This is a genomic window from Streptomyces sp. NPDC008137 (assembly GCF_042957035.1).
GTDB lineage: Bacteria > Actinomycetota > Actinomycetes > Streptomycetales > Streptomycetaceae > Streptomyces.
Genome location: NZ_JBIBHN010000008.1, coordinates 290,750 through 315,029, shown reverse-complemented (window position 1 = coordinate 315,029; position 24,280 = coordinate 290,750). Strand labels below are relative to the sequence as shown.

The window sequence follows — 24,280 nt, the reverse complement described above, 5'->3', positions numbered from 1 at the left end:
CCGCTAGCTACGGCAGGCTCAGAACTTGAGCCCGGCTTCGCGGGCGGCGTCCGCCAGGGCGGCGATGCGCCCCGCGTACTGGTTACCACCACGGTCGAACACGACGGCCTCGACACCGGCGGCCTTGGCGCGCTCGGCGACCAGGGCGCCGACCTGCTTGGCCTGCGCGGACTTGTCGCCCTCGCCACCGCGGATCGAGGTGTCCAGGGTGGACGCCGACGCCAGGGTGTGACCCTTGATGTCGTCGATCACCTGGGCCACGATGTGGCGGTTCGAGCGGGTAACGACCAGACGCGGACGCTCCGCCGTTCCGTTGATGTTCTTACGGATCCGGATGTGGCGGCGCTTGATCGCGGCGCGCTTGTAGGCGTCGCCCTTGAGGATCTTCTGTCCGTATGCCATGGCTTACTTACCCGCCTTTCCGACCTTGCGGCGGATGACTTCGCCCTCGTACTTGACGCCCTTGGCCTTGTACGGGTCGGGCCTGCGCAGCTTGCGGATGTTGGCCGCAACCTCGCCGACCTTCTGCTTGTCGATGCCCTCGACCGAGAAACGGGTCGGGGACTCCACCTTGAAGGTGATGCCCTCGGGGGCCTCGACCAGGATCGGGTGGCTGTAGCCCAGAGAGAACTCCAGGTTGGAGCCCTTGGCCAGGACACGGTAGCCGACACCGCTGATTTCGAGCTTCTTGACGTATCCCTGGGTCACACCGGTGATCATGTTCGCCACCAGCGTGCGGGACAGGCCGTGCAGGGCCTTGCTCTGCCGCTCGTCGTTGGGCCGGAGCACCTGAAGGGTGCCGTCCTCGGCCTTGGCGATGTCGATCGGCGCGATGACGGTGTGGGTCAGTTCGCCCTTGGGGCCCTTGACCGCGACCGTACGGCCGTCGATGGTGACGTCCACGCCGGCGGGAACCGGGATGGGGAGCTTGCCGATACGCGACATTGCTGTCTCTCCTCCGTTCCCGAATTACCAGACGTAGGCGAGGACTTCCCCACCCACGCCCTTCTTCTGCGCCTGCTTGTCGGTCAGGAGACCGTGGGACGTGGAGATGATGGCCACGCCCAGGCCGCCCAGAACCTTCGGCAGGTTGGTGGACTTCGCGTACACCCGGAGACCGGGCTTGGAGATCCGCTTGATGCCCGCGATGGAGCGCTCACGGTTGGGACCGAACTTCAGCTCCAGGACGAGGTTCTTGCCGACCTCGGCGTCCTCGACCTTCCAGCCCGTGATGAAGCCCTCCTGCTGGAGGATCTCCGCGATGTGCGACTTGATCTTCGACGCCGGCATCGTCACGGAGTCGTGGTATGCCGAGTTCGCGTTCCGCAGACGCGTCAGCATGTCTGCGATCGGATCAGTCATGGTCATGAATTGGCCTTCGGCCTCTCTCGCCGGGGTTTCCTGGTGCGCCATCCCTCTCCCCGATCCGAGACGGGACGGGTGCGGCGCGGTGGACCTACGGCGTAGTAAGTCGTACGGGCGACTGTCAGGCGCCCAACCCTCCAAGCCTAAGCCATGAAGGGGCGGGCGCCTGACACGCCCATTGCTTACCGAGAGCCCTGCTAATCCCTAAAAGGGGGATTACCAGGAGCTCTTGGTCACGCCCGGCAGCTCGCCACGGTGAGCCATCTCACGAAGGCACACGCGGCACAGGCCGAACTTGCGGTACACGGAGTGCGGGCGGCCACAGCGCTGGCAGCGGGTGTAGCCACGCACACCGAACTTGGGCTTGCGAGCAGCCTTCGCGATCAGAGCCTTCTTCGCCATCTCGCTCACGCCTCCTTGAAGGGGAAGCCGAGGTGACGAAGGAGCGCGCGGCCCTCAGCGTCGTTGGTCGCCGTGGTCACCACGGTGATGTCCATACCCCGGGTGCGGTCGATCTTGTCCTGGTCGATCTCGTGGAACATGACCTGCTCCGTGAGACCGAAGGTGTAGTTGCCACGGCCGTCGAACTGCTTGGGGGACAGGCCGCGGAAGTCGCGGATGCGCGGCAGCGCGAGCGACAGGGTGCGGTCCAGGAACTCCCACATGCGGTCGCCACGGAGCGTGACGTGGGCACCGATCGGCTGGCCCTCACGCAGCTTGAACTGCGCGATGGACTTGCGGGCCTTGGTGACGGCCGGCTTCTGACCGGTGATCGTGGTGAGGTCCTTGATGGCACCCTCGATCAGCTTGGAGTCGCGGGCGGCGTCGCCCACACCCATGTTGACCACGATCTTGACGAGACCGGGGATCTGCATGACGTTCTCGTACTTGAACTCGTCACGCAGCTTGCCCGTGATCTCCTCACGGTACTTCTGCTTCAGACGCGGGCTGGTGGTGGTCGTCATCAGATGTCCTCACCCGTCCGCTTGGCAACGCGGATCTTGTTGCCTTCGTCGTCGAAGCGGTAACCGACGCGGGTCACGACCTTGTTGCCGTCCTTCTCCACGACCAGCTGGACGTTGGAGACGTGGATCGGAGCCTCGGTGGTGACGATGCCGCCGGCCTGCGAACCGCGAGCCGTCGGACCTGCCTTGGTGTGCTTCTTGACCCGGTTGACACCCTCGACCAGGACACGCTCGTCGCGCGGGTAAGCGGCAATGACCTTGCCCTGCTTGCCCTTGTCCTTACCGGTGATGACCTGGACCAGGTCGCCCTTCTTGATCTTCATGCTCACAGCACCTCCGGCGCGAGGGAGATGATCTTCATGAACTTCTTCTCGCGCAGCTCACGGCCGACCGGGCCGAAGATACGGGTGCCACGAGGGTCGCCGTCGTTCTTCAGAATGACAGCGGCGTTCTCGTCGAAGCGGATGTACGAGCCGTCCGGACGGCGGCGCTCCTTGACGGTGCGAACGATGACCGCCTTGATGACGTCACCCTTCTTCACGTTGCCGCCGGGGATCGCGTCCTTGACGGTGGCGACGATGACGTCACCGATACCCGCGTAGCGGCGACCGGAGCCACCGAGCACACGGATGCAGAGGATTTCCTTCGCACCCGTGTTGTCGGCGACTCGCAGTCGCGACTCCTGCTGGATCACGTCTATCTCCTGGTTGTCTGCCGGTTCCCGGCAGGGGCTTCCCTCGTACGAGGTCGGCCCCTGCCGAGCCTGGCGGAACTATTCCTAGGGGGTCCCCCTAGGAGGGATTACTTGGCCTTCTCGAGGATCTCGACGACGCGCCAGCGCTTCGTCGCGGACAGCGGCCGGGTCTCCATGAGGAGGACACGGTCGCCGACGCCCGCGGCGTTCTGCTCGTCGTGCGCCTTGAGCTTGTTGGTACGGCGGATGACCTTGCCGTACAGCGCGTGCTTGACGCGGTCCTCGACGGCGACGACGACGGTCTTGTCCATCTTGTCGCTGACGACGAGACCCTCACGGGTCTTGCGGAAGCCGCGGGCCTCTGCAGTCTGCTCAGTCACGTTGCTCTCACTCATCAGGCGCTCTCCACCGTCTCGATGCCCAGCTCGCGCTCACGCATCAGGGTGTAGATCCGCGCGATGTCCTTACGGACGGCCTTCAGCCGGCCGTGGTTCTCGAGCTGGCCCGTCGCCGCCTGGAAGCGGAGGTTGAACAGCTCTTCCTTGGCCTCGCGGAGCTTGTTGAGCAGCTCCTCGTTGCCCAGCTCGCGCAGCTCGGACGCCTTGGTACCGGCCGACATCACGCTTCACCTGCCTCGCGCTTGACGATCTTGCACTTCATCGGCAGCTTGTGAGCCGCACGGGTCAGGGCCTCGCGCGCGATCTTCTCGTTGGGGTACGACAGCTCGAACATCACGCGTCCGGGCTTGACGTTGGCGATCCACCACTCCGGAGAACCCTTACCGGAACCCATGCGGGTCTCGGCGGGCTTCTTCGTGAGGGGGCGGTCCGGGTAGATGTTGATCCAGACCTTGCCGCCACGCTTGATGTGACGGGTCATGGCGATACGAGCTGCCTCGATCTGCCGGTTCGTCACGTAAGCCGGGGTCATGGCCTGAATGCCGTACTCGCCGAACGCAACCTGCGTGCCACCCTTGGACATGCCGTTGCGCTTGGGGTGGTGCTGCTTGCGGTGCTTGACCCTACGGGGGATCAGCATTTCGGTCAGGCCTCCGTTCCGGTGCTCTCAGCCGGAGCGGCGGACGCGGGAGCCTCGGCCTTGGGGGCCTCGGCGCCGGCAGCCTGCTGCGGCTTGCGACCGCGCCGCTCGCCACCGCGGCCACCACGGGCCGGGCGGTCGGCACCGCCGCGGGCCGGGCGGTTACCCGCGCGGGCAGCGGCGTTCTCTGCGCGGACCTCGGCGATGTTCTTGACGTCGCCCTTGTAGATCCAGACCTTCACACCGATGCGGCCGAAGGTCGTCTTGGCCTCGAAGAAGCCGTAGTCCACGTTCGCGCGGAGCGTGTGCAGGGGCACACGGCCCTCGCGGTAGAACTCCGAGCGGGACATCTCGGCGCCACCGAGGCGGCCACCGCACTGGATCTTGATGCCCTTGGCGCCGGCCTTCATCGTGCCCTGCATGCTCTTGCGCATGGCGCGACGGAAGGAGACGCGGGAGGAGAGCTGCTCGGCGACGGCCTGGGCAACCAGCTGAGCGTCCGTCTCGGGGCTCTTGACCTCGAGGATGTTCAGCTGGACCTGCTTGCCCGTGAGCTTCTCGAGGTCACCGCGGATGCGGTCGGCCTCGGCGCCACGGCGGCCGATGACGATGCCCGGACGCGCGGTGTGGATGTCCACACGCACACGGTCACGGGTGCGCTCGATCTCGACCTTGGAGATGCCGGCGCGCTCCATGCCGGACGTCATCATCCGACGGATGGCGACGTCTTCCTTGACGTAGTCCTTGTACAGCTTGTCGGCGTACCAACGCGACTTGAAGTCGGTCGTGACACCGAGCCGGAACCCGTGCGGGTTTACCTTCTGGCCCATTACCGGGTTCCTTCCTTGCTGCTGACGACCACGGTGATGTGGCTGGTCCGCTTGCGGATCCGGTAGGCACGGCCCTGGGCGCGCGGACGGAACCGCTTCAGGGTCGGGCCCTCGTCGACGTAGGCCTCGGAGACGAAGAGGCTGTCGACATCGGTGTGGTCGTAGTTGTGCGCGGCGTTGGCAATGGCGCTGTCCAGCACCTTGCCGACCGGCTGGCTCGCGGCCTGCGGGGCGAAACGCAGGACCGCCTGAGCCTCCGTGGCGTTCAGGCCACGGATGAGGTCCACCACGCGGCGGGCCTTCATGGGCGTGACGCGGATGTACCGCGCCTGGGCCCTGGCTTCCATGGTTGTCCTTCCAGTGTCTGTCATGGTCATTCCACCCCGCGCTTAGCGGCGCTTCGACTTCCGGTCGTCCTTGACGTGACCCCGGAAGGTGCGCGTCGGCGAGAACTCGCCGAGCTTGTGGCCGACCATCGACTCGGTGACAAACACCGGAATGTGGGTCTTGCCGTTGTGCACCGCGAGCGTGTGGCCGAGCATGGCCGGCACGATCATGGAGCGACGGGACCAGGTCTTGATGACGTTCTTGGTGCCGGCTTCGTTCTGTGCGTCCACCTTCTTGATCAGGTGGTCGTCGACGAAGGGCCCCTTCTTCAAGCTACGAGGCATCTCAACCCGTCCTTAGCGCTTCTTGTTCGTCTTGCGGCGGCGGACGATGTACTTGTTCGACGCCTTCTTGGGCGAACGAGTACGGCCTTCCTTCTTGCCCCAGGGGGACACCGGGTGACGACCACCCGAGGTACGGCCTTCGCCACCACCGTGCGGGTGGTCCACCGGGTTCATGACCACACCACGCACGGTCGGGCGAACGCCCAGCCAGCGCTTACGGCCCGCCTTACCCCAGTTGATGTTGCTCTGCTCGGCGTTGCCCACCTCGCCGACCGTGGCGCGGCAGCGCTGGTCGACCAGGCGGATCTCACCGGACGGCATGCGGAGGTGGGCCATCGAGCCCTCCTTCGCGAGCAGCTGCACCGAGGCGCCGGCGGAGCGGGCGAACTTCGCACCGCCGCCGGGACGCAGCTCGATGGCGTGCAGCGTCGTACCGACCGGGATGTTGCGCAGGGCAAGGTTGTTGCCCGGCTTGATGTCGGCCCCGGGGCCGTTCTCTACGCGGTCACCCTGCTGCAGGTTGCGCGGGGCGAGGATGTAGCGCTTCTCGCCGTCGGCGTAGTGCAGCAGCGCGATGCGCGCGGTGCGGTTGGGGTCGTACTCGATGTGCGCGACCTTCGCCGGCACGCCGTCCTTGTCGTGACGACGGAAGTCGATCACGCGGTAGGCGCGCTTGTGGCCACCGCCCTGGTGGCGGACGGTCACACGACCGGAGTTGTTACGGCCACCCTTGCTGTGCAGGGGGCGGACCAACGACTTCTCCGGCGTGGACCGCGTGACCTCGACGAAGTCGGCGACGCTGGAGCCGCGACGGCCCGGCGTAGTCGGCTTGTACTTGCGGATTCCCATTTCTCAGTCCTCGTCCGATATCGGACGATCCGACCCGCTTACGCGGTCGGACCGCCGAAGATGTCGATACGGTCGCCCTCAGCGAGGGTCACGATCGCGCGCTTGGTGGACGCGCGCTGGCCGAAGCCAGTGCGGGTCCGCTTGCGCTTGCCCTGGCGGTTGATCGTGTTGACCCCGGTGACCTTGACCGAGAAGACCGCCTGGACGGCCTGCTTGATCTGGGTCTTGTTGGCGCTCGGGTCGACGACGAACGTGTACTTGCCCTCGTCGAGGAGCGCGTAGCTCTTCTCCGAGACAACCGGCTTGAGCAGCACGTCACGGGGGTCCGTGAAGGACTTGCTCAGCGGGGTCTCGACGGTGTTCTTGCCCTCGGCGGCGTGGCGGCGCGCCTTGGCGACGCGCGCGGCCTTGGCCTTCTTCGCCGCCTTGGAGGCGATAGCGGGGTGACGGATAGCCATCAGGCCTCGCTCCCTTCGGTGTCATTGGCCTTCGGGCCGGACACGAAGGACTCGAAGGCGGCCTGGGTGAAGACCACGTCGTCCGAGACGAGAACGTCGTACGTGTTCAGCTGGCCCGGCTCCAGGATGTGGACCTGGGGCAGGTTACGGGCGGACAGCCACGCGGCCTCATCGGCGCGGTCGACGACCAGGAGCAGGTTCTTGCGCTCCGAGATCTTGCCGAACAGCGTCTTGGCGGCCTTCGTCGACGGGTTCTCACCCTCGATGACGCCGGAGACGACGTGGATGCGGTTGTGGCGGGCCCGGTCGGTGAGGGCGTGACGCAGAGCGGCAGCCTTCATCTTCTTCGGGGTCCGCTGCGAGTAGTCGCGCGGCACGGGACCGTGCACGACGCCACCACCGGCGAACTGCGGCGCGCGGGTCGAACCCTGACGGGCGCGACCGGTGCCCTTCTGGCGGTACGGCTTCTTGCCGCCACCACGGACTTCACCGCGACGCTTGGTCTTGTGCGTGCCCTGGCGGGCAGCGGCGTTCTGCGCGACGACGACCTGGTGGATCAGCGGGATGCTGATCTTCTCCACGCCGAAGATCTCCGCGGGGAGCTCGACGCTACCGGTCTTCTCGCCCGCAGGCGAAAGGATGTCAACAGTGCTCATCGGTACCTCAGGCCCCCTTGGCCGCGGTGCGGACCAGGACGAGGCCGCCGTTCGGACCGGGAACCGCGCCCTTGATGAGCAGCAGACCCTTCTCCGCGTCAACGGCGTGGACGGTCAGGTTCTGGGTGGTGACCCGCTCGTTGCCCATGCGACCCGCCATGCGGAGGCCCTTGAACACACGGCCCGGGGTGGCGCAGCCACCGATGGAACCGGGAGAGCGGTGCTTGCGCTGGGTGCCGTGTCCGGCGCCGAGGCCACGGAAGTTGTGGCGCTTCATGACACCGGCGAAGCCCTTGCCCTTGCTCTTGCCGGTCACGTCGACCTTGATACCGGCCTCGAACACCTCGGCGGTGATCTCCTGGCCGAGGGTGTACTCGCTGGCGTCAGCGGTACGGATCTCGACGAGGTGGCGGCGGGGAGTGACGTCGGCCTTGGCGAAGTGGCCCTTGAGGGGCTTGTTCACCTTGCGCGGGTCGATCTCGCCGAACGCGATCTGGACGGACTCGTAGCCGTCGACGTCGTTCGTGCGGACCTGGGTGACGACGTTGGGGCCGGCCTTGACGACGGTGACCGGAACAACGCGGTTGTTCGCGTCCCACACCTGCGTCATGCCGAGCTTCTCGCCCAGGATGCCCTTGATCTGCTTAGCCATTCTCAGATCACCGGCCTTCAGAGCTTGATCTCGATGTCGACACCGGCCGGGAGGTCGAGTCGCATCAGAGAGTCAACGGTCTTGGGGGTCGGGTCGAGAATGTCGATCAGGCGCTTGTGCGTGCGCATCTCGAAGTGCTCGCGCGAGTCCTTGTACTTGTGCGGCGACTTGATGACGCAGTACACGTTCTTCTCAGTGGGCAGCGGCACCGGGCCCGCGACCGACGCACCAGTGCGAGTCACCGTCTCGACGATCTTCTTCGCCGAGGAGTCGATGACCTCGTGGTCGTAGGCCTTGAGCCGGATGCGGATCTTCTGTCCCGCCATGGCTACTCAGTAGTCCTGTCTCTCGTAACGCTCTGGAACCCGGCGGATTCCTTCTGCTGCCTTCGTTCCTCCGACCCACGCGGTCGGGCGTGTCGCACTCTCGCTGACATGGATGCCCCTTGTTCGAACATCCCTGCGGGATTGCACACGGCCCTGCCGGAACCGCGAGCCGGGGGCGGAAGGCCCACCGGGTGCCTGGCCGGTGCCGCGCTGACACTTCCCGGAAGATTCCCGTACGTCCGCCTCAGCGCTGCCGTAAGGCAGTTGGGGCGACGAGTACTGTGGGACTCGCTTCCAGTCCTCCCGGCGGGAGGCGCGCAGCATCAACACTCGACCGAGCAACTCGGACAGTCTGCCATATGGGGCGGGGGCGGCGCCAATCGAGCCGAGGAGAATACCCCGGGGGTGACGTAGGTCAAACCGGGGTGGCCGTGGGCCCGCCGAAGGACGCCAGGAAGTCATGGAGAACACTCCTGGAGAACGGGTCCGTGCCCGGGTCCTCCGGGGTGACGATGCTGACGGCGTAGTACTGGGACAGCAGGAGCCGCGTCCCCTCGACCGCTGCCGCGTCCTCCCGCGAGGAAGCATGGACCCCGGAAACCGTCGCCGCGTGCAGAGGCTGCGCGTGATGACGGTAGAAGACGGCGTAGGGCCCTTGCCCCTCGGCGTCGAGGGCGTAGCCGTGTTCCTCCCAGAGGTCCTCCATCTCCTGGCCGGAGCTGAACGTGACAATGCCCGAGAGGCCGTCGTCGTCCGGCTCGGGCAACCGCCAGTCGGCCGGGGCGCCGGGCGGGAGTGGCTCCCCGTACAGGAACAGCCCTGGCCACCGCTGCTGTCCGCGTCCGATGAAACGGCGCATGCCCTCTGGAAACGACGCGTCGACCACGAGGTCGGTCGAGTGGCCGGTGAGATCCATGGAGGTTCCTCGCGCTGGTGTGTGGGGCTCGTGGCGCATGCGCGCTATCAGGCATTCCTCCAACCCGAGGTCGGTCCGTGAGGTCGCACGCCACGCCCTACCACCCTCTCTCACCAGCCGTCGGTCAATAGGAAGCCGTCGGCTGAATCCTGCTGGTGAGTGCCTGCAAAGCCTCGTCGGGTGTGGGAGCCAGCAGCCAGACGCTGTCCATGCCGGCGTAGACCGAGCCGTCCTCCGCCATGGCCAGGTGCTGGTCCCCGCGGTCGCGCATGCCGATCGGGTACAGGTCGACGCCCGCCTGCTCGGCGAGGTCGTCGATGATCTCCGCGTCCCAGAACGCAAGCAGCGGGTCCAGCGAGAACTCCACCCACGGCATTGAGTCCCACGGCTCGCGGTAGGACACGCCCACGGCGCCGAATTCCGACAGGAAGCGTCTCGCCGCTTCGTGGATCTCAAACTCGCCGGTCTGCAGAAGGATGCTCTCCCAGGTCTCCGCGGGAACCGACCGGCCCGGGAACCAGCCGCCCGCCCGCAGCACCCGGTCCGTCTCCTCGGACCAGCGCGTCCCCGCGTCCGGGCCGGTCTCCACGGTGTGCAGCCGCCGCCAGAAGGGGGCGTCGGCCATCGGAACGCTGGGCTTCCAGAGAGCGGACCGGGCAGCCTGCGCCTCGACCAGGCGGGGCAACGCCTGGTCAGTGGTCGGTGCCAGCAGTTCCACACGGTCCCTCACGAGGTAAAGGGCTCCGTCCTCGGTGATCCCCAGGAAACTGGCGCCCTCGTCCGCCGTGCCGACGGGGTAGAGGAGGGCCCCGGCTTCCCGGCTCGCCTCCGCGAACCGCTCGCCCTGCCACTGGGCGCGAGGGGGATCGAACCGGATGGCGGACGACGTGGTGATCGAGTCGGCGGGCAGGCCGTAGGTCACCAGTCCGCCGAATTCGGAAAGAAACCGGCGTGCGGCGTCGTGGGCCACAAAGCCCCCACGCTCGTTCAGGACCGACTCCCAGGTACCTGTGGGCACCGAACGACCGGGGCGCCAGCCTGCGCGGCGCAGCACCTCTTCGGTCTGCGAGGGCCAGCCGCGCCTGCCACGGTTGACGTACGGCCGCATCATCATCTCGACGAATCACGCCTGGTTCAGGACTGCATCACACGAAGAAAGTCACTGACTGCGTTGAAGGATGTGTGCCACTCGGAGATCTCGTTCCCGTCTTCGTCAAACGCGGATCGTGGTTCAACGAAGCGCCATGGCTCGTCAGGGGCAAAATCTTCCTCGAGCTCTTCGAGAAAAATGATCGAGTTCCGAACGTAGACAATATCCCCCAACCTGTAGAGAGGCCAGCAGAAGATGAAGTTGGTGTTGACTGGGTCCGTGATGGACGAGATGAGGCATGATGTTACGTCATTACCAGTTTCGAGGACCCGAAGGGACTGAATCCAACTTTCCCGGTACTGCTCCACACTCCAGTAGGTCAGATCCATCGGGAAATTCTCTTCAAAGTCCCGTACCGTGATGCAACCGACGGCTCCTTCATCGAGCTGCCCTTCCGCTGACAACGGCCCGGAAATTACCTGAATGGAGAAGGCGTCATTTCTTGATGTAGTTGAGGTCTGCGTCGTAGGTGCCAACCCTCTGCCCCTTCTTGTTGAACATCTTCCATCCATCGGAGACGTTGTGCCCGTCCACGTCCGGCGTGATGTAATTCTTCCCGTTGAAGAACACCTCTTGCCCGTGGGAATGGAAGGGAGCCTTCTGAGGGGAGATCCTCCTCTTGTAACCAAGCTCGGCAGCCCTGTCCGCCGGAGTCGACGCATAAAGCTCTCTGTTCCCGTCACTCCGCTCCTTCACCTTATCCGGGTGATATGGATCCTTTTCCAGTGCCGGGGACGATGTATACCCCTCAGGAAGAATCTCGTCTTCCTTGCAGGGGGTCAGACCGAGCGGATCGGCCCAAGTATGAGGGTTGTGGACGTACGTGTCCGGGTTCGGGTCAGGGGTGAGCCCAAGGGGATCGGGTGTGAGATAGCGAGCGGTTTCCGGGTCATAATACCGGAAGTAGTTGTAGTGGAGGCCTGTCTCAGGGTCGTAATACTGACCCGGGTAACGAAGCGGCGTGTAGGCGACTGCTTCACGGTTCCACGCAGTGCAACCCCAAAGGGTCGTGCGAGTGCGCCAGGCTGTTTCCCCCTGCTCGTCGAGCAGTTCAATGGGAGTGCCTATGAGGTCGGTAACAATGGCGTAGAAACGGCGGTCGATCTCGCACTGCGCCATGTCGGCGTCAACGGTCGTCTTGCGTTCCGTCTGCGACAGAGGCCGCAGACCGTCGTGGTCCCATGTGAGAGTGATCGCTTCACCACCATCCGGGGAAAAGCTGGTCTGCTCACACAGGGTGCTTCCGTCCCAAGCGAAGTGCACGTGCTCGATGACGGTTTCGCCGGTGTCGGCCAATCGCTGTTTGGCTATACGCCGACCAAGCGGGTCGTACTGGTACCGCCAGCGCGTCCCGTCAGGAGTGACGACAGACATAAGCCGGTCCTCGGCGTCCCAGCGAAAGCGCCAGGTGTCCGGCTTACGAGACAACCGGATCTTCTGACGTAGCGCGATCCGCCCCGCATCGTCGTGCTCATAGCGGACGTTTCCGGCCCTTTGAATGCGCGCGCCGGCGTAGCTGCGGGAGCCGACTGCTTCCTGTCCCGGCATCCCGCTCGGCCACATCGCCTGGGTCTGGTTGCCCGCAGCGTCATACGCGTAGGCCTCTGTCCACTCTGGCGCACGAATCCTGGTGACCCTACCCGCGGGGTCCAGCTCAATGTGCCGGCTCCCGCCGACTTCGTCGGTACTGCGGATGAGGTACCCGTCCGCGCGATAGGCATAGGTACGGCTCCTCACTTGACACTCGTCCAAGCCATAGAGGTTCTGCCGGATCAAACGGCCCATGGAGTCGTAGTTCTGTTCCAGCATGAGGTTCTCGCCCACACAGCGGGACAGCTCCCGGCCCGCCTCATCGAAGGAGAAACTCAGGAGCCGACCGGAAGTAGCCAACGCGGCGCGGTTCCCCGCGGCGTCGTAAGTCCAGTGGCTGACCGCACCGGACGGTGTCGTACGGCCCGTACGACGCCCAAGCGGATCGTACGAGTACTTCAGCGTCCGGCCGTTGACGGTTTCCGACAGTACTCGCCCCTCTCGGTCGCGCTCCAAGGTGAGCGCTGCGTCAGGACCACAAGCCGCGATCAGATCGCCTGCTTCGTCATATGCGTACGTGGTCACTGCGCCCTGCACGTCCTTGACCACCGGACGCCCGAGTGCATCGCGCTCATAGCGGATCCTCTGACCGTCAGGGGTGGTCCAGGTCGTCAGTCGACCGGCTGCATCGTGGGCGTAGGTATGCGTGCGACCGTCGAAGTCGGTCTCGGCCGTCAGTAGACCGCTGTCGTCGTATGTATAGGACCATGTCAGGCCGAGCGGATTCGCGACCTCTGTCAGCCGTAGTTCTGCGTCGTGTTCAAAGGCGTATCGGGCGCCGTCGGGTTCCGTACGGACTGCCAGCAGGTCGAAGTGGGTGTACTCGAAGGTGGTTACACCGCCAATGGCGTCGGTGTGACTGGTGCAGTTCCCTTCTCCGTCGTACGTCCACACCTCAGTGCTTCCGTCAGGCGCGACGCGCCGGGAGATACGGCCTTCCACCGTCCATTCCAGGTGCGTCGCGTTCCCAGCCGGGTCGATGAACTCGACCGGACGCCCGAAAATGTCTCGCTGATAACGGGTAACACCACCCACCGGGTCCGTCACCTTGATCGGCAGACCTGCGGCATCGCACTCCACCTCTGCCCGGCCGCCAAGGGGATCAATGATCGCCGTCCGTCGGCCGGCATCATCGTAGGAGAAGTGAGTGACCGCGGACTCCGGAGTAACCGTCGCGAGGTGGTTACCTCGGTCGTCAAAGGCGTACCGCCAGGTCGCGCCGCCCGGCTCCACAACTTCCACCGGTTGGCCGAAGTGGTTGTAGGACATGCTGGTCCTTGCGCCATCAGCGTGCTGGACGACGGTGAGATTGCTGTCCTCATCCCAGGTATAACTCGTCGTGTGGCCGAGGGCATCAGTGCGGGCGAGAAGCTGATTCCGGCTGTCAAAGACGTAGCGAGTGCTCTGGCCTCTGGAGTCGACCTCTCCGACGACCAGGCATGCGTCGTTGACGGCGAAGCGGGAAGCGATGCCATCGGCTGTGGTGACCTCGGTCACACGGCAGTCGGGCCAGGCGGGATCGATGCCGTCGTAGGCGAAGGTATTGGCAAGGTGCCCAGCCTCTCCGCCCTGGCGGACGCAACGATCTTTGTGGTCGTACGCGTAGAAGTAACGCGAGTGATTCGTGTCCTCCCATGACGTGACGCGCAGACGTTCGTCATAACTGAACTGCGTCGGCACACCGGAGGAGTTGATCACCTGGGAGAGGTTGCCGCCGGTATAGCCATACCGCTTGATCACGACATCCGAACTTGAGCCGCCCACGGCATCGACCAGGCGCAGGGCAGTGATGCGGTGCTCATCGACCGTGAGGGCGAGGCAGTAGCCGCCGGAATGCCGTATCGCCACGGGTGTGCCGTCCGAGTCGTAGTCGAACGTGATCGTGTTGTGATTGCGATCGGCTATCCGCTCCAGGACCGCCACTCCGCCGACGGGCGCCGCAAAGTACCGACTGTGCCCCGTGCTGGGGTTCGATATCCGGTAACCGTCATGCTCCAAGCGCACCAGCGGCCAGCGTGGCCCTGATTCCGGCAGCACCGTCTCGTTGAGCCCCTGGGGGTGCGGGTATGTGAGCAGCATGCCGTCCTCAGTGACGAACACGATCCCTTGTTCGTCCACCTCAAGGCGCTGATCGATCGTCGAGGCCCAAGTGGGGCCGAACCACCAGCCGCTGCGATATCCCGACGAGACATGGCGGGTGATGACAAGCGGGAGTGTCCCTGGCAGCGCGATGTCGGTCTGCTGCATGTACATGTACCCGGTGGCCGGGTCGACTGGGTCACCGCAGCGCTTGAACAAGGACTTGACCCGGTCGTACGCGCCTTTCCCAGCCTCGGTGACAGCCTTCCGGCCACTCTTGGCAAGGCCCCGTACAGCGTTGGCCATTCCCTTCAGGCGCGTCGCCTTGAGCCCCTTCATCCCCTTGGCCAGCCCGCCGAGGGTCGTCAACCCCTTCATGCCCGGTATGCAGTCCAAGGCCGCGAACCCGACATCCCATAGGGATGCCTGCCCTTTGGAGTATTTGTAGAGCGTGTCGGCGAGGACCACCGCGGCTGCGATCAGCACGATCGCACCCAGGATCGGCCCACCGATGATCATCGCGACGATGCCTACGACGGTCACGACGACCTTGCAGACCGCGACGATGTTGTCCCAGTTGTCGACGAACCAGTCGCCGATGTCCTCCCACCACGACCGGTTCTGGATGCCCGCATCCGAGGCCTCGTCGATCTTCGACTTCGCCTCACGCGCCGCCTCGTCACGCATCTTGCGCGCGTCCTCGGCCATCTTCTTCGCCGCCGCGAGAGCATCCTCCGCGTCTGAGACGTCCGACTGGGCCTTCGTCTGAGCCGACTTGGCGTGCTGCACATCCCGGGTCGCGGCACGCACCTTCGCCTCGTCCGGCTTGTCCCCGTCCGACTTACTGCCGGTCGGGTCGTCCTTGTACTTGTCCGCCTCCTTGCCGGCCCGCGTCACCCACGAGTCGGCCGAGGTGAGGCGCGACTGGGCCGAGGAGAGGCTGTCGCGGGCCTCGCGGCCCTTGCGCAGGGCCTTGTCCGCCAGCGACTGCGCCCGCTCCAGCTTCGGCCAGAAATCGGAGAGCGCGTCACCGCACATCTCGTACGACTTCTTCAGCTTCTTCAGGTTCTTCGGGACATCCGCGAAGTCCTCCTTGAAGACATCCGCGGACTTCCCCGCCCACTCCAGGAGCGTGCCCTCCCCCGCCATGCCCTTGACCAGGCGAAGGGCGTCGGAGACGTCGTCGGCGAAGTCGTGCAACTGCTTCGCGAGTGTGCGCACCCGCTGCGGGTCGCCCGGGGTCGGGTCCTTGTCCAGATCCAGGACGTGCCAGTCCGCCGGCCTGTGCCCCGCCATACCGCAACCCCCGTCACGCGCACATCAACGTCAACAACCGTATGCACACGTAAACTTACAAGGCACAACCGTTCGACGGAAACGTGAGCCCCCACATCACAGGCGCGGCTGGACACGGCCCGCTCGCCACGACTTCAGTGCCACCTCTGAAAGTTGAGAGCGGCGGCGACGAAGGAGTCGCCGGTGGTGACGGTGAGGTCAGGTTGTTCGATGCGCAGCGCCACCTTCTCGCGATCGAACTGACGGAACTCGAATACGAAGTGTTCGGCGATCGCAGGACGGTCCAGGGGATGCCCATCGAGATCCACCGCCGCATTCGCGCGGTCGGCGCCCTGGCAAAGGACTGACACGAACAGGGGGAAGAAGTCCGCCTCCAGCAGTCGATCCGCGCCATGGATCACACCCGCGATCCCGACTCCGCCCGTCACCGCACCGCACAGGTCGTCCAGGCAGTCCACCACAGAGTCCCAGTTCCTCCCGAAGTAGCCAGGGAACTGCAGCACCTCAGCGAACGAGCGGTAGATCCCCTCCTCGGTGATCAGGTCGCGGGCTTCGAAGTGGTGGACGCGCCCTCCCCTCGCTTCCAGCCCTGACAGCTGCCGTTGAATGCTGGCATCTCCTCGCGAAACGAAGATGACCCAGGGCTTCGATGTCCCTGTGAAGTCAACACCGGTCATGCCTCATCACGCCTCCGTGAACCGGAAGGTCGACGTGATCGCGTCGAAGATGTCGAAGAACGAGTCCGCGAGGTCCAGGACCTGGCTGCTGCCGGCGACCAGGGCCACCTTGCCCTCCTGGCCCGGCACCGGAATGTACGTCTGCATCAGCACAGCGCGGATGGTGCGGTTGAGGGCGTCGCCGGGTACGGCGATGTCCTCGATGCCCTGGGTGCGGGCGGCGGGACCGACCCCCGGGATGTCGACCGTCGTCACCTTGCGCCAGGAGTCGCCCTCCCGCTTGGCCTCCTTGACCGCGAGCTGGCTCGCGATGACAGAGGGGTCGTTCGACAGCGGCTCGCCCCGCTCGTTACGGCCGCCGACCAGGGAGACGGTCACCGAGCCGGTTATCGGCGTATCGCCGCCGAAATTCTCCGCCATGCAGCCGCAGTACAACGCGCCCGACTTCCAGGCATCGGCGGCGGCCTTCTGGAGGAAGTCGACGTAGGTGCCGCGGTACTGCTCCAACTCCGGGCGCTGCTGCACCCGTTCGCTCACCATGCGGCGGATCGAGTCGTCCCGCGACTCCGGCCGTACGTCGAACTCCCACCACGTCTCCGGCACCTTGATCCGGAAACCGCCCCGCTCGACGGTCAGTGTCTCCATGTAGCGGGCCATGACGACGGCCTCCCCGTTCGCTCGATCACACGATCAATCACTCGATCATTCGTGCGCTCATCGTGCCACTACTCCTCCAGCGTCCAGAACGGTGAGTCCTTCGGTGGCGCGGGGCGCACGGGGTGGGTGCTGAGGTCAATGTCTGCGTCTGCGGTCGGGCTCCCCATCGGAACGCGGTGTTGCTCATCCGGGCCGTAGTACACCCCGTAGGCCCAGCACTCGGGCAGCTCGTGCCCCATGAGCTCCAGGTCCAGGGCGACCCACTGCCGCGTCCCGTACGACGCGTTGATCCTCGCGACCGCCTCCGCCCGGGAGATGCCGATGCGCTCCACCAGTACGTCCGCCATCTCACGGAAGTACGCCAGCATCTCCTCGTCGAGCTCGAGCACGAACTCCGTCCCGGTCGTGCCGGCCGTGTCGCACGCTCCGAAGGAGACGAGCCAGCGCAGGCGCCTGACCTCCGCCACGAGTAGCGGCACCATCTCCCTGGCGGAGGCGGCCAACACCGGATCCGGAGTCGAGGCGAGGCACAGCTCCTCGATCGCATCCAGGTCGAGGTGGTCATCGCCAGCAGCTGGTTTCGAAGTCATGCTCCAGTGTCACGGCCTGGCAGTGGACAACAGGCCGGGGACTGCCCCCACCCCCGTCCACCAGCCCGCCGGATGGCCCGCCCCCGCTCCCCCGGGCACTGTGGAAACAGACGACCACACAACAGGGGAACCGATCATGCGAACCGCCGCAGCCACAGCCACCGCCCTCGCCCTGGCCCTCGCCGCGGCAGCGGCAGCACCCGCCACCGCCACCTCCACTCCCGCCAGACAAGGCACCGACGGCCTCTGGCGCATGGACGGCTACGGCACCGTCCTCTCCATCGACGGCGACACCCTTCAGGAGTTCCAGACGACGTCCGTCAGCTGCATCGAGGGCGACACCGCCCGGCGCACCGGCCCTGGCGCGTACACGACTGCCGACGGCACCGTACTGACCGTCCGCCCCGGCCCGGGCCAGGACTGCGCCACGCTCGGCGCGGACAGTTCGGTCGGGCACCGCGCGCTGCGGCGGATCCACGACCTCCCCACCGACTGCACCCGCCCTGCCCCCAAGGACCCCCGCACCTCCTTCGACGTCTTCTGGCACTCCTTCGCCGAGAACTACCCCTTCTTCGCCGCGAAGGACATCGACTGGCAGGACATGCGGGACCGCTACCGGCCCAAGGTGCACAAGGACACCACCCGCAAGGAGCTCTTCGGGATCTTCAGCGACATGGTGCGGCCTCTCTACGACGCCCATGTCGCCGTCGAGGACGAGGACGAGGACCGTGTCTTCGCCCAGGTCCGCCCGGGCACCGAGATGCCCACGGAGGCGTTGGACGCCAAGGTCAAGAAGTTCGTCATCGACCGTGACCTCAAGGGCGCCCCGTACCGCCAGGACTTCGCGAACGGCCGCATCACCTACGCCGACCTGCCCGGTAGCGCCCGCCAGGGCTACCTCCGCATCTCCGGCTTCGACGGCTACACCTCCGAGGACGCCCCGTACACCGCCCACGTCGCCGAGCTCGACAAGGCCCTGGACACCATCCTCTCCAAGGACCGCACCCGGCGGCTCAGAGGCCTGATCATCGACCTGCGCATCAACGGCGGCGGCTCCGACGCCCTCGGCATCCGCATCGCCGAGCGCCTCACCGACAAGCCCTACGTCGCCTACGCCAAACGCGCCCGCAACCACCCCACCGACCCCACCCGGCACACCCGCCCCGAGCCCATCCCCGTCACGCCTGCCGACGGGCGGCCCCGCTACACCGGCCCCATCGCCGTACTCACCGGAGGCTCCACCGTCAGCGCGGGCGAGACCTTCACCCAGTCCCTCATCAACCGCCCCGGCGGCACCATCCGTGTCGGTCAGCCCACCCAGGGCGTCTTCTCGGACGTCATGGAACGCAACCTGCCCAACGGCATGACCGCGATCCTCCCAAATGAGGAGTTCCTCAACCGCTCCGGCCAAACCTACGACGGCACGGGCATCCAGCCCCACCTGACCGAACCGGTCTTCACCAAGGAGGAGTTCGCCAAGAAGCGGGACTCGGCGTTCGACCGCGCGGTCAATGTCCTACGGGACCGCGGCGCGCCGGCAACCGCATCCGCCCCCGCATCCGCATCCGCATCCGCATCCCACTGACTCGGACGAGGTCCAGGAGTGCCAGAGTGGGAGGCATGCGCCTGCTCCTCATTCGCCATGGCCAGACCCCTTCCAACCTCAAGCATCTCCTGGACACCGCGGAGCCGGGCCCGGCGCTCACCCCGCTGGGGCAGCAGCAGGCAGCAGCCCTCCCGGCAGCGCTGACCGGTGAGGAAATCGGCGCCCTCTACGCCTCCACCCTGCTCCGCACACAGCTCACCGCCGCGCCGCTGGCGACGCGGACAGGGCTGGAGGTCCGCATCCGGGACGGCATCCGGGAGCTGTTCGCCGGCGACCTGGAGATGCGAGGGGACGCACTCGCCATCGAGACGTATATGCGCACCGCCTTCGCCTGGTCCGCCGGAAACACCGAGCGGCGCATTCCGGGCGGAGAGAACGGAGTGGAAGCCCTACGCCGTTTCGACGCCGTGGTCGAGGAGGCCTCGGGTACGGGTGCTGAGACGGTGGCCCTGGTCAGCCATGGTGCCGTCATCCGTATGTGGGCGGCGGCACGGGCCGAGAACATCGACGTCGGCTTCGCGTCCGCGCACGTGCTGCAGAACACCGGAGTCGTCATCCTCACCGGCACCCCCGCCGAGGGCTGGCGGGTGCGGGAGTGGGCCGGCCGTTCCATCGGTCCCGAGGCCGGGGCCCCTGAGGAGAGCGGGCCTGCGGGAGAAGCGGTCGACTAACGTCCCGGTTCCGCGACGCCAGATACGAACCCCGCCCACGCGGTGAGGGAGAGTGCGAGTCGGGGGCCCTGGTTCTGCTTCGAGTCGCGGACGTGGATGGTGTGGGGGGCTATGGCGACCTCGACGCAGGAGTTGCCGTCCGTACCACTGCTGTAGCTGCTCTTGAACCAGACCAGTTCGGCAGAAGCGTTGCGGATCATGTGTCTCCCAGCACTTGCTCGATGAAGGCCAACGACTCCCGAGGTGAGAGAGCCTGCGCCCGGATGGTGCCATACCTCAGCTCAAGGATGCGGAGCTGCTTCGGATCTGAGGTCGGCCGTCCGTTGAACGCACCGTCGGAACGACCCACCGCCGTACCGTCCGGGAACTTCAGCAGCTCGATCTTGCCGTCAACCCCCGGGTGGGCGTCAGTGGCTGTCGGCATGACCTGAAGGGTGACGTTACGCAAGTGCCCTACCTCCAAAAGCCGTTCAAGCTGCTGTCGCCAGACCATTGTGCCTCCGACCCGCCGGTGCAGCACCGCCTCTTCCAGGACGTAGTGAAGAGACGGAGCAGGGTCCCGTTCGAAGACCGACTGTCGGGCCATGCGAGCAGCCACCATCCGCTCCACGTCGTCCGGTGAATACGGGGGCTGCGCTGCCTCGAACAGGGCACGCGCATGCTCCGGAGTCTGCAACAGGCCATTGACGCTGTTGCACTCATACACCCCGATCTCCACCGCCTGCCCCTCCAACTTGGCCAGCTCCCGAACCCTCTTGGGATACCGAACCCTCTTCACGTCCTCCCAAGCCGCCGCGACGAGCCCACCCGCCCCCAACACCTCATCCGCCCTGACCAGATAGTCCTGCCGAGGAATCCGCTTCCCACCCTCGATCTTGTAGACCATGTCCTCGCCATAACCCACGGCCGTCCCGAACTCCGCGGCCCGCATCCCCACCGCCTCACGCCGCAGCTTCAGCTGTCGCCCGACGGTCGCGATGACGGCAACACCCCACTCATCGTCGGGATCCACCTCCCAACCCGGCTCGTCCGCCTCGCCCTTGAGCCGCCCCGAATCCGCCTCGACCGCCGTCATCCCGCACCTTTCGCCGTCGTACGACCGTGCCCAGCGCCCTGCCCGTACGCCCGGCCCCCGACAGCCCGGACACCACCGGACAAGCTCCGGACAGTCACCGTACGCACCCGCTGAGTCACTGTTCACAGTAACCGCGGACCGCCACGCTGAGTGACGTGAAGCAGAACTCCCCCGAACTCACCACCCGGTTCCGCAACTTCAGCCTCCAGCTGTCGCCGACCCCACGCGGCGCCCGCCTCGCCCGCCTCCTGGCCGCCGAGCAACTGCGCTCCTGGGGCCTGCCGTTGGATCCGGCAAGGCAGGTCGTCGCGGAACTAGCGGTCAACGCGGCGACACACGGCCGCATCCCGGGCCGCGACTTCCGCCTGCTCCTCTACGTCATCGCCGACACCCTCCGCATCGAGGTGACGGACACCCGCCACGACCGTCTGCCGACGCTGTCCGATTCCGGCAGGGGCCTACTCCTCGTCGACGCGCTCACCGACCGCTGGGGCGTCACCCCAGGGCTCCCGCCCCGCAAGACCGTCTGGGCCGAACTGGACCTCGCCCCGGAATCTGCACAGACCCAAGCGCTGCAGGCGTCGTCCACGCAGGGTGTTCCACCTGTCGGCCCGGAGCGGCATCAGTCGTGAGCGCCCCGGCAGGGACTTCCACCCGAAGAAGCGGGGCGAGGAGCTCAAGCACGTCCAGGCCATTCATCGCGGCCGTCCCGATAGGGGTTCGGCATGTCTCGATTCCGCAGGCGGCTGGCAGGAGCGGCAGCCGCCGTGACTCTCGGTCTCCTTGCCTCCGGCACCTACTCCACCCATGCCTCAGCAGCGGGTTCCGTGCAATGGGTCGCGCTCGGCGCGACTCCTACAGCGCCGGCGTCATCCACGCAGTCGGCCCCACCTTCGAGGAGCCCCGCGACGGCTGCCAGCGCACCACCGGCTCCTACCCGGAGGTCATCAAACGTGACCTGGGCTCGCTGGTCAGTCTCCGCAACGTCAGCTGCGGCAACGCGACCATCGCCGAGGTCTCACACAACCAGCAGGCGCCCATCGGCTACGAGCTGCATATCCCCGGCGTAGTCGACATCCACGACCCCGACCATCCCTTCGCCCCGGTCCCCCCGCAGGTCGACGCCCTGTCCCCCAACACCGACCTGGTCACCGTGGGCGTCGGAGGCAACAGCCTCGGCTTCGGCGAGATCCTCGGCAAATGCATCACCCTCGGCCCCGGCGCAGGCGTCGGCTCCAGCCCCAAGCCTCGGCAACGACGGCAACCCCAACACCTGGGCCCTCGTCCACCCCAACACCCGCGGTCACGCCAACGCCGCCGTCCAGGTCGAGGACGCCATCCTCGGCGGCTGACAACCGCGGGCAGAGCCAGCCGACGACACTCCTGGGCGATCCGTGGGGATACCACAGATCGCCCTTTCGCTGCCTGCCCTCAGGACGAGCTCCCCGCGGCGAACGGGTTGCCGTGCCCGGGAAGCCGCCCGCCCGGTGGCAGGTAGCGCATCCGCCCGGTCGGGTCGGTCACCGGAGTGAATCCGGCGGCCTGCAGAAGGGCGGTGCACTTGGCTCTGTAGCGTCGGTTGACACGGAGCCCGACAGGGATGAGGGCCATCACCGCGGCCCAGACGGCGACAGTGATGACGACGGCCGTGACGCCCGTGGCGAGCCCGAACCCGATGGGCAGGGCCAGCGGAACGGCGCCGACAGCGGTCAGCAGGATCCGTTGCCTGTCGGTGTACTTGGCGGTGATGTCGAAGGTGATGCGGGCCTTGAGGAGCTCGACCGCTCCGGGGTCGAGGGGCGGCAGAGCGCCCCCGTCGCTCGCGTTCGGGTACGCCGCCCGGTTCCGCTCGGCCCGCGCGCGGGCCTCGGGGCTCGGGTCGGGCACGATCAGCATCACGTACCCGTTGCCCTGCGGCCCACCGCCCTGCCGTATGTCGGCGTACTCGTAACCGAACTGCTGGGCTATGGCGGCGAGTCGGGCGAGCTTCGTCATGGTCGCGATGGTCGGCGCGACCTCGACGGGCTCCCCGCTCGCCATCCGTCTCAGCATCTTCCGCGCGTGCTTCTTACTCATGGTCCCCCCACACGCTCATGGTCCCCCACGGTTTTTCTCATTGTGAACCAACGGCAAAGGGGCCCGCACGACCGAAGTCGTACGGGCCCCTTCGAGCCACTCAGGTCAGTCGACCCTCAAGCCAGTCCGAGGACTCACTTGTTGATCTTGGTGACCTGGCCGGCGCCCACGGTCCGGCCACCCTCACGGATGGCGAACTTCAGGCCCTCCTCCATGGCGACGGGCTGGATGAGCTCCACCTTCATCTCGGTGTTGTCACCCGGCATGACCATCTCGGTGCCCTCGGGGAGGGTCACCACGCCGGTCACGTCCGTCGTACGGAAGTAGAACTGCGGGCGGTAGTTGTTGAAGAACGGCGTGTGACGGCCACCCTCGTCCTTGGACAGGATGTAGGCCTGCGCCTCGAACTCGGTGTGCGGGGTGACCGAGCCCGGCTTGATGATGACCTGGCCGCGCTCGACGTCCTCGCGCTTGATGCCGCGGAGCAGCAGACCGACGTTCTCACCGGCCTGGCCCTCGTCGAGGAGCTTCCGGAACATCTCGATGCCGGTGACCGTGGTGGTGGTCTTCTCGGTCTTGATGCCGATGATGTCGACGGTCTCGTTGACCTTGAGGACACCACGCTCGATACGGCCGGTGACGACCGTACCGCGACCGGTGATCGTGAAGACGTCCTCGATCGGCATCAGGAACGGCTTGTCGACGTCGCGCTCCGGCTCCGGAATCGCGGTGTCGACGGCGCTCATGAGCTCCAGGACCGAGTTGCCCCACTCCTTGTCGCCCTCGAGGGCCTTCAGAGCGGAGACCTTGACGACCGGAACGTCGTCGCCCGGGAACTCGTACTCGGAGAGCAGCTCACGGACCTCGAGCTCGACGAGCTCCAGGATCTCCTCGTCGTCCACCATGTCGGCCTTGTTCAGGGCGACGACGATGTACGGAACGCCGACCTGGCGGGCCAGGAGCACGTGCTCCTTGGTCTGCGGCATCGGGCCGTCGGTGGCGGCGACCACGAGGATGGCGCCGTCCATCTGCGCCGCACCCGTGATCATGTTCTTGATGTAGTCCGCGTGACCGGGGCAGTCGACGTGGGCGTAGTGACGCGTCTCGGTCTGGTACTCGACGTGCGCGATCGAGATCGTGATACCGCGCTGGCGCTCCTCGGGAGCCTTGTCGATCTGGTCGAAGGCCGAGGCCTCGTTCAGCTCGGGGTACGCGTCGTGCAGCACCTTGGTAATGGCGGCCGTGAGGGTCGTCTTACCGTGGTCGATGTGACCGATGGTGCCGATGTTGACGTGCGGCTTAGTCCGCTCGAACTTCGCCTTCGCCACTGGGGTCCTCCTGTGGAGTGGTTCTGGTACGCCTTACTCATCGGCGCCAGGATGATCTTTGCTGG

General features: G+C 66.2%; 32 protein-coding genes. 3 read left to right on the top strand and 29 right to left on the bottom strand.

Going from position 1 to position 24,280, the window contains the following annotated elements:
• Positions 1 to 18: 18 nt before the first annotated feature.
• From rplR to ACFZBT_RS16465, 25 genes are all read right to left on the bottom strand, one after another.
• Complete coding sequence (gene rplR, locus ACFZBT_RS16585) at positions 19 to 402, bottom strand: 50S ribosomal protein L18 (protein WP_030930487.1); 384 nt, start codon at positions 400 to 402, stop codon at positions 19 to 21.
• A gap of 3 nt (positions 403 to 405) precedes the next feature.
• Complete coding sequence (rplF, locus tag ACFZBT_RS16580) at positions 406 to 945, bottom strand: 50S ribosomal protein L6 (protein WP_215119438.1); 540 nt, start codon at positions 943 to 945, stop codon at positions 406 to 408.
• 24 nt (positions 946 to 969) lie between these two features.
• Positions 970 to 1,368 carry a 30S ribosomal protein S8 gene (gene rpsH / locus ACFZBT_RS16575; protein ID WP_030839654.1) on the bottom strand — a complete coding sequence of 133 codons (399 nt, stop codon included), beginning with the start codon at positions 1,366 to 1,368 and terminating at the stop codon, positions 970 to 972.
• 213 nt (positions 1,369 to 1,581) lie between these two features.
• Positions 1,582 to 1,767 (bottom strand): type Z 30S ribosomal protein S14, encoded by a 186-nt coding sequence (locus tag ACFZBT_RS16570; RefSeq protein WP_003948630.1) that lies wholly within the window; start codon positions 1,765 to 1,767, stop codon positions 1,582 to 1,584.
• A gap of 5 nt (positions 1,768 to 1,772) precedes the next feature.
• Entirely contained in the window at positions 1,773 to 2,330 is a 558-nt protein-coding gene (gene rplE, locus ACFZBT_RS16565) for a 50S ribosomal protein L5 (RefSeq protein ID WP_003992366.1), read from the bottom strand.
• A complete protein-coding gene (gene rplX / locus ACFZBT_RS16560; RefSeq protein WP_053674523.1) occupies positions 2,330 to 2,653 on the bottom strand; it encodes a 50S ribosomal protein L24 in 324 nt (107 codons plus the stop codon). Before rplX ends, rplE begins: the two co-directional genes overlap by 1 nt.
• A 2-nt stretch (positions 2,654 to 2,655) precedes the next feature.
• Positions 2,656 to 3,024: a 50S ribosomal protein L14 gene (gene rplN, locus ACFZBT_RS16555; protein ID WP_003992364.1), complete on the bottom strand. Its 369-nt coding sequence runs from the start codon at positions 3,022 to 3,024 to the stop codon at positions 2,656 to 2,658.
• A 107-nt stretch (positions 3,025 to 3,131) separates the two neighbouring features.
• Complete coding sequence (gene rpsQ, locus ACFZBT_RS16550) at positions 3,132 to 3,419, bottom strand: 30S ribosomal protein S17 (RefSeq protein WP_003992363.1); 288 nt, start codon at positions 3,417 to 3,419, stop codon at positions 3,132 to 3,134.
• Positions 3,419 to 3,643 (bottom strand): 50S ribosomal protein L29, encoded by a 225-nt coding sequence (gene rpmC / locus ACFZBT_RS16545; protein ID WP_010036720.1) that lies wholly within the window; start codon positions 3,641 to 3,643, stop codon positions 3,419 to 3,421. Before rpmC ends, rpsQ begins: the two co-directional genes overlap by 1 nt.
• The gene (gene rplP / locus ACFZBT_RS16540) at positions 3,643 to 4,062 is read right to left on the bottom strand and encodes a 50S ribosomal protein L16 (RefSeq protein ID WP_382584709.1); all 420 of its coding nucleotides are present in this window, start codon (positions 4,060 to 4,062) and stop codon (positions 3,643 to 3,645) included. Before rplP ends, rpmC begins: the two co-directional genes overlap by 1 nt.
• Before the next feature lie 5 nt (positions 4,063 to 4,067).
• Positions 4,068 to 4,892, bottom strand: a complete 825-nt coding sequence (gene rpsC, locus ACFZBT_RS16535) for a 30S ribosomal protein S3 (protein WP_184591448.1) — start codon at positions 4,890 to 4,892, stop codon at positions 4,068 to 4,070.
• Positions 4,892 to 5,239: a 50S ribosomal protein L22 gene (rplV, locus tag ACFZBT_RS16530; protein WP_030839668.1), complete on the bottom strand. Its 348-nt coding sequence runs from the start codon at positions 5,237 to 5,239 to the stop codon at positions 4,892 to 4,894. The genes rpsC and rplV overlap by 1 nt, the downstream gene beginning before the upstream one ends.
• A 42-nt stretch (positions 5,240 to 5,281) precedes the next feature.
• Positions 5,282 to 5,563, bottom strand: coding sequence for a 30S ribosomal protein S19 (rpsS, locus tag ACFZBT_RS16525; RefSeq protein WP_003992359.1), 282 nt, complete (start codon positions 5,561 to 5,563; stop codon positions 5,282 to 5,284).
• A gap of 12 nt (positions 5,564 to 5,575) precedes the next feature.
• Entirely contained in the window at positions 5,576 to 6,412 is an 837-nt protein-coding gene (gene rplB / locus ACFZBT_RS16520; RefSeq protein WP_030839671.1) for a 50S ribosomal protein L2, read from the bottom strand.
• 38 nt (positions 6,413 to 6,450) lie between these two features.
• Positions 6,451 to 6,870 (bottom strand): 50S ribosomal protein L23, encoded by a 420-nt coding sequence (rplW, locus tag ACFZBT_RS16515; protein WP_031105224.1) that lies wholly within the window; start codon positions 6,868 to 6,870, stop codon positions 6,451 to 6,453.
• On the bottom strand, positions 6,870 to 7,526 hold the full coding sequence (rplD, locus tag ACFZBT_RS16510) for a 50S ribosomal protein L4 (protein WP_391103568.1): 657 nt from the start codon (positions 7,524 to 7,526) through the stop codon (positions 6,870 to 6,872). The genes rplW and rplD overlap by 1 nt, the downstream gene beginning before the upstream one ends.
• 7 nt (positions 7,527 to 7,533) lie before the next feature.
• Positions 7,534 to 8,178, bottom strand: a complete 645-nt coding sequence (rplC, locus tag ACFZBT_RS16505; RefSeq protein ID WP_391103565.1) for a 50S ribosomal protein L3 — start codon at positions 8,176 to 8,178, stop codon at positions 7,534 to 7,536.
• A gap of 17 nt (positions 8,179 to 8,195) precedes the next feature.
• A complete protein-coding gene (gene rpsJ, locus ACFZBT_RS16500; RefSeq protein ID WP_003948644.1) occupies positions 8,196 to 8,504 on the bottom strand; it encodes a 30S ribosomal protein S10 in 309 nt (102 codons plus the stop codon).
• Between the two features lie 415 nt (positions 8,505 to 8,919).
• Positions 8,920 to 9,420, bottom strand: a complete 501-nt coding sequence (locus ACFZBT_RS16495) for a hypothetical protein (protein ID WP_391103563.1) — start codon at positions 9,418 to 9,420, stop codon at positions 8,920 to 8,922.
• 124 nt (positions 9,421 to 9,544) lie between these two features.
• Complete coding sequence (locus ACFZBT_RS16490; RefSeq protein ID WP_391103679.1) at positions 9,545 to 10,528, bottom strand: SUKH-3 domain-containing protein; 984 nt, start codon at positions 10,526 to 10,528, stop codon at positions 9,545 to 9,547.
• Positions 10,529 to 10,554: 26 nt separating this feature from the next.
• On the bottom strand, positions 10,555 to 10,899 hold the full coding sequence (locus tag ACFZBT_RS16485) for a hypothetical protein (protein ID WP_391103561.1): 345 nt from the start codon (positions 10,897 to 10,899) through the stop codon (positions 10,555 to 10,557).
• Between the two features lie 106 nt (positions 10,900 to 11,005).
• On the bottom strand, positions 11,006 to 15,535 hold the full coding sequence (locus tag ACFZBT_RS16480) for a DUF6531 domain-containing protein (RefSeq protein ID WP_391103558.1): 4,530 nt from the start codon (positions 15,533 to 15,535) through the stop codon (positions 11,006 to 11,008).
• Positions 15,536 to 15,669: 134 nt separating this feature from the next.
• Complete coding sequence (locus tag ACFZBT_RS16475) at positions 15,670 to 16,212, bottom strand: barstar family protein (RefSeq protein WP_391103556.1); 543 nt, start codon at positions 16,210 to 16,212, stop codon at positions 15,670 to 15,672.
• Positions 16,213 to 16,218: 6 nt separating this feature from the next.
• Positions 16,219 to 16,869 (bottom strand): hypothetical protein, encoded by a 651-nt coding sequence (locus ACFZBT_RS16470; RefSeq protein ID WP_391103554.1) that lies wholly within the window; start codon positions 16,867 to 16,869, stop codon positions 16,219 to 16,221.
• A 68-nt stretch (positions 16,870 to 16,937) separates the two neighbouring features.
• Positions 16,938 to 17,459, bottom strand: a complete 522-nt coding sequence (locus ACFZBT_RS16465) for a hypothetical protein (protein WP_391103552.1) — start codon at positions 17,457 to 17,459, stop codon at positions 16,938 to 16,940.
• A 136-nt stretch (positions 17,460 to 17,595) separates the two neighbouring features.
• Between ACFZBT_RS16465 and ACFZBT_RS16460 the strand changes: the two genes are divergently transcribed.
• Complete coding sequence (locus tag ACFZBT_RS16460; protein ID WP_391103550.1) at positions 17,596 to 19,044, top strand: S41 family peptidase; 1,449 nt, start codon at positions 17,596 to 17,598, stop codon at positions 19,042 to 19,044.
• 35 nt (positions 19,045 to 19,079) lie between these two features.
• Positions 19,080 to 19,736, top strand: a complete 657-nt coding sequence (locus ACFZBT_RS16455) for a histidine phosphatase family protein (protein WP_391103547.1) — start codon at positions 19,080 to 19,082, stop codon at positions 19,734 to 19,736.
• Here ACFZBT_RS16455 and ACFZBT_RS16450 read toward each other — a convergent pair.
• Positions 19,733 to 19,936 carry a DUF397 domain-containing protein gene (locus ACFZBT_RS16450; RefSeq protein WP_391103544.1) on the bottom strand — a complete coding sequence of 68 codons (204 nt, stop codon included), beginning with the start codon at positions 19,934 to 19,936 and terminating at the stop codon, positions 19,733 to 19,735. The two genes, ACFZBT_RS16455 and ACFZBT_RS16450, sit on opposite strands and share 4 nt — an antisense overlap.
• Positions 19,933 to 20,811, bottom strand: coding sequence for a Scr1 family TA system antitoxin-like transcriptional regulator (locus ACFZBT_RS16445; RefSeq protein ID WP_391103542.1), 879 nt, complete (start codon positions 20,809 to 20,811; stop codon positions 19,933 to 19,935). Before ACFZBT_RS16445 ends, ACFZBT_RS16450 begins: the two co-directional genes overlap by 4 nt.
• Positions 20,812 to 20,966: 155 nt before the next feature.
• Here ACFZBT_RS16445 and ACFZBT_RS16440 point away from each other — a divergent pair, with 155 nt between their 5' ends.
• Positions 20,967 to 21,443: an ATP-binding protein gene (locus tag ACFZBT_RS16440; RefSeq protein ID WP_391103540.1), complete on the top strand. Its 477-nt coding sequence runs from the start codon at positions 20,967 to 20,969 to the stop codon at positions 21,441 to 21,443.
• A 799-nt stretch (positions 21,444 to 22,242) separates the two neighbouring features.
• Here ACFZBT_RS16440 and ACFZBT_RS16435 read toward each other — a convergent pair.
• Together ACFZBT_RS16435 and tuf are read right to left on the bottom strand one after the other, a co-directional pair.
• Positions 22,243 to 22,887, bottom strand: a complete 645-nt coding sequence (locus tag ACFZBT_RS16435; RefSeq protein ID WP_391103538.1) for a hypothetical protein — start codon at positions 22,885 to 22,887, stop codon at positions 22,243 to 22,245.
• Between the two features lie 134 nt (positions 22,888 to 23,021).
• The gene (gene tuf, locus ACFZBT_RS16430) at positions 23,022 to 24,215 is read right to left on the bottom strand and encodes an elongation factor Tu (protein WP_193482362.1); all 1,194 of its coding nucleotides are present in this window, start codon (positions 24,213 to 24,215) and stop codon (positions 23,022 to 23,024) included.
• Positions 24,216 to 24,280 lie beyond the last annotated feature (65 nt).

Bases quoted from the DNA above. Each gene is read 5' to 3' on its own strand.
- rplR (WP_030930487.1), bottom strand. From the start codon at position 402: ATGGCATACGGACAGAAGATCCTCAAGGGCGACGCCTACAAGCGCGCC.
- rplF (WP_215119438.1), bottom strand. From the start codon at position 945: ATGTCGCGTATCGGCAAGCTCCCCATCCCGGTTCCCGCCGGCGTGGAC.
- rpsH (WP_030839654.1), bottom strand. From the start codon at position 1,368: ATGACCATGACTGATCCGATCGCAGACATGCTGACGCGTCTGCGGAAC.
- ACFZBT_RS16570 (WP_003948630.1), bottom strand. From the start codon at position 1,767: ATGGCGAAGAAGGCTCTGATCGCGAAGGCTGCTCGCAAGCCCAAGTTC.
- rplE (WP_003992366.1), bottom strand. From the start codon at position 2,330: ATGACGACCACCACCAGCCCGCGTCTGAAGCAGAAGTACCGTGAGGAG.
- rplX (WP_053674523.1), bottom strand. From the start codon at position 2,653: ATGAAGATCAAGAAGGGCGACCTGGTCCAGGTCATCACCGGTAAGGAC.
- rpsQ (WP_003992363.1), bottom strand. From the start codon at position 3,419: ATGAGTGAGAGCAACGTGACTGAGCAGACTGCAGAGGCCCGCGGCTTC.
- rpmC (WP_010036720.1), bottom strand. From the start codon at position 3,643: ATGTCGGCCGGTACCAAGGCGTCCGAGCTGCGCGAGCTGGGCAACGAG.
- rplP (WP_382584709.1), bottom strand. From the start codon at position 4,062: ATGCTGATCCCCCGTAGGGTCAAGCACCGCAAGCAGCACCACCCCAAG.
- rpsC (WP_184591448.1), bottom strand. From the start codon at position 4,892: ATGGGCCAGAAGGTAAACCCGCACGGGTTCCGGCTCGGTGTCACGACC.
- rplV (WP_030839668.1), bottom strand. From the start codon at position 5,239: ATGGAAGCCAGGGCCCAGGCGCGGTACATCCGCGTCACGCCCATGAAG.
- rpsS (WP_003992359.1), bottom strand. From the start codon at position 5,563: ATGCCTCGTAGCTTGAAGAAGGGGCCCTTCGTCGACGACCACCTGATC.
- rplB (WP_030839671.1), bottom strand. From the start codon at position 6,412: ATGGGAATCCGCAAGTACAAGCCGACTACGCCGGGCCGTCGCGGCTCC.
- rplW (WP_031105224.1), bottom strand. From the start codon at position 6,870: ATGGCTATCCGTCACCCCGCTATCGCCTCCAAGGCGGCGAAGAAGGCC.
- rplD (WP_391103568.1), bottom strand. From the start codon at position 7,526: ATGAGCACTGTTGACATCCTTTCGCCTGCGGGCGAGAAGACCGGTAGC.
- rplC (WP_391103565.1), bottom strand. From the start codon at position 8,178: ATGGCTAAGCAGATCAAGGGCATCCTGGGCGAGAAGCTCGGCATGACG.
- rpsJ (WP_003948644.1), bottom strand. From the start codon at position 8,504: ATGGCGGGACAGAAGATCCGCATCCGGCTCAAGGCCTACGACCACGAG.
- ACFZBT_RS16495 (WP_391103563.1), bottom strand. From the start codon at position 9,420: ATGGATCTCACCGGCCACTCGACCGACCTCGTGGTCGACGCGTCGTTT.
- ACFZBT_RS16490 (WP_391103679.1), bottom strand. From the start codon at position 10,528: ATGCGGCCGTACGTCAACCGTGGCAGGCGCGGCTGGCCCTCGCAGACC.
- ACFZBT_RS16485 (WP_391103561.1), bottom strand. From the start codon at position 10,899: ATGGATCTGACCTACTGGAGTGTGGAGCAGTACCGGGAAAGTTGGATT.
- ACFZBT_RS16480 (WP_391103558.1), bottom strand. From the start codon at position 15,535: ATGGCGGGGCACAGGCCGGCGGACTGGCACGTCCTGGATCTGGACAAG.
- ACFZBT_RS16475 (WP_391103556.1), bottom strand. From the start codon at position 16,212: ATGACCGGTGTTGACTTCACAGGGACATCGAAGCCCTGGGTCATCTTC.
- ACFZBT_RS16470 (WP_391103554.1), bottom strand. From the start codon at position 16,869: ATGGCCCGCTACATGGAGACACTGACCGTCGAGCGGGGCGGTTTCCGG.
- ACFZBT_RS16465 (WP_391103552.1), bottom strand. From the start codon at position 17,459: ATGACTTCGAAACCAGCTGCTGGCGATGACCACCTCGACCTGGATGCG.
- ACFZBT_RS16460 (WP_391103550.1), top strand. From the start codon at position 17,596: ATGCGAACCGCCGCAGCCACAGCCACCGCCCTCGCCCTGGCCCTCGCC.
- ACFZBT_RS16455 (WP_391103547.1), top strand. From the start codon at position 19,080: ATGCGCCTGCTCCTCATTCGCCATGGCCAGACCCCTTCCAACCTCAAG.
- ACFZBT_RS16450 (WP_391103544.1), bottom strand. From the start codon at position 19,936: ATGATCCGCAACGCTTCTGCCGAACTGGTCTGGTTCAAGAGCAGCTAC.
- ACFZBT_RS16445 (WP_391103542.1), bottom strand. From the start codon at position 20,811: ATGACGGCGGTCGAGGCGGATTCGGGGCGGCTCAAGGGCGAGGCGGAC.
- ACFZBT_RS16435 (WP_391103538.1), bottom strand. From the start codon at position 22,887: ATGAGTAAGAAGCACGCGCGGAAGATGCTGAGACGGATGGCGAGCGGG.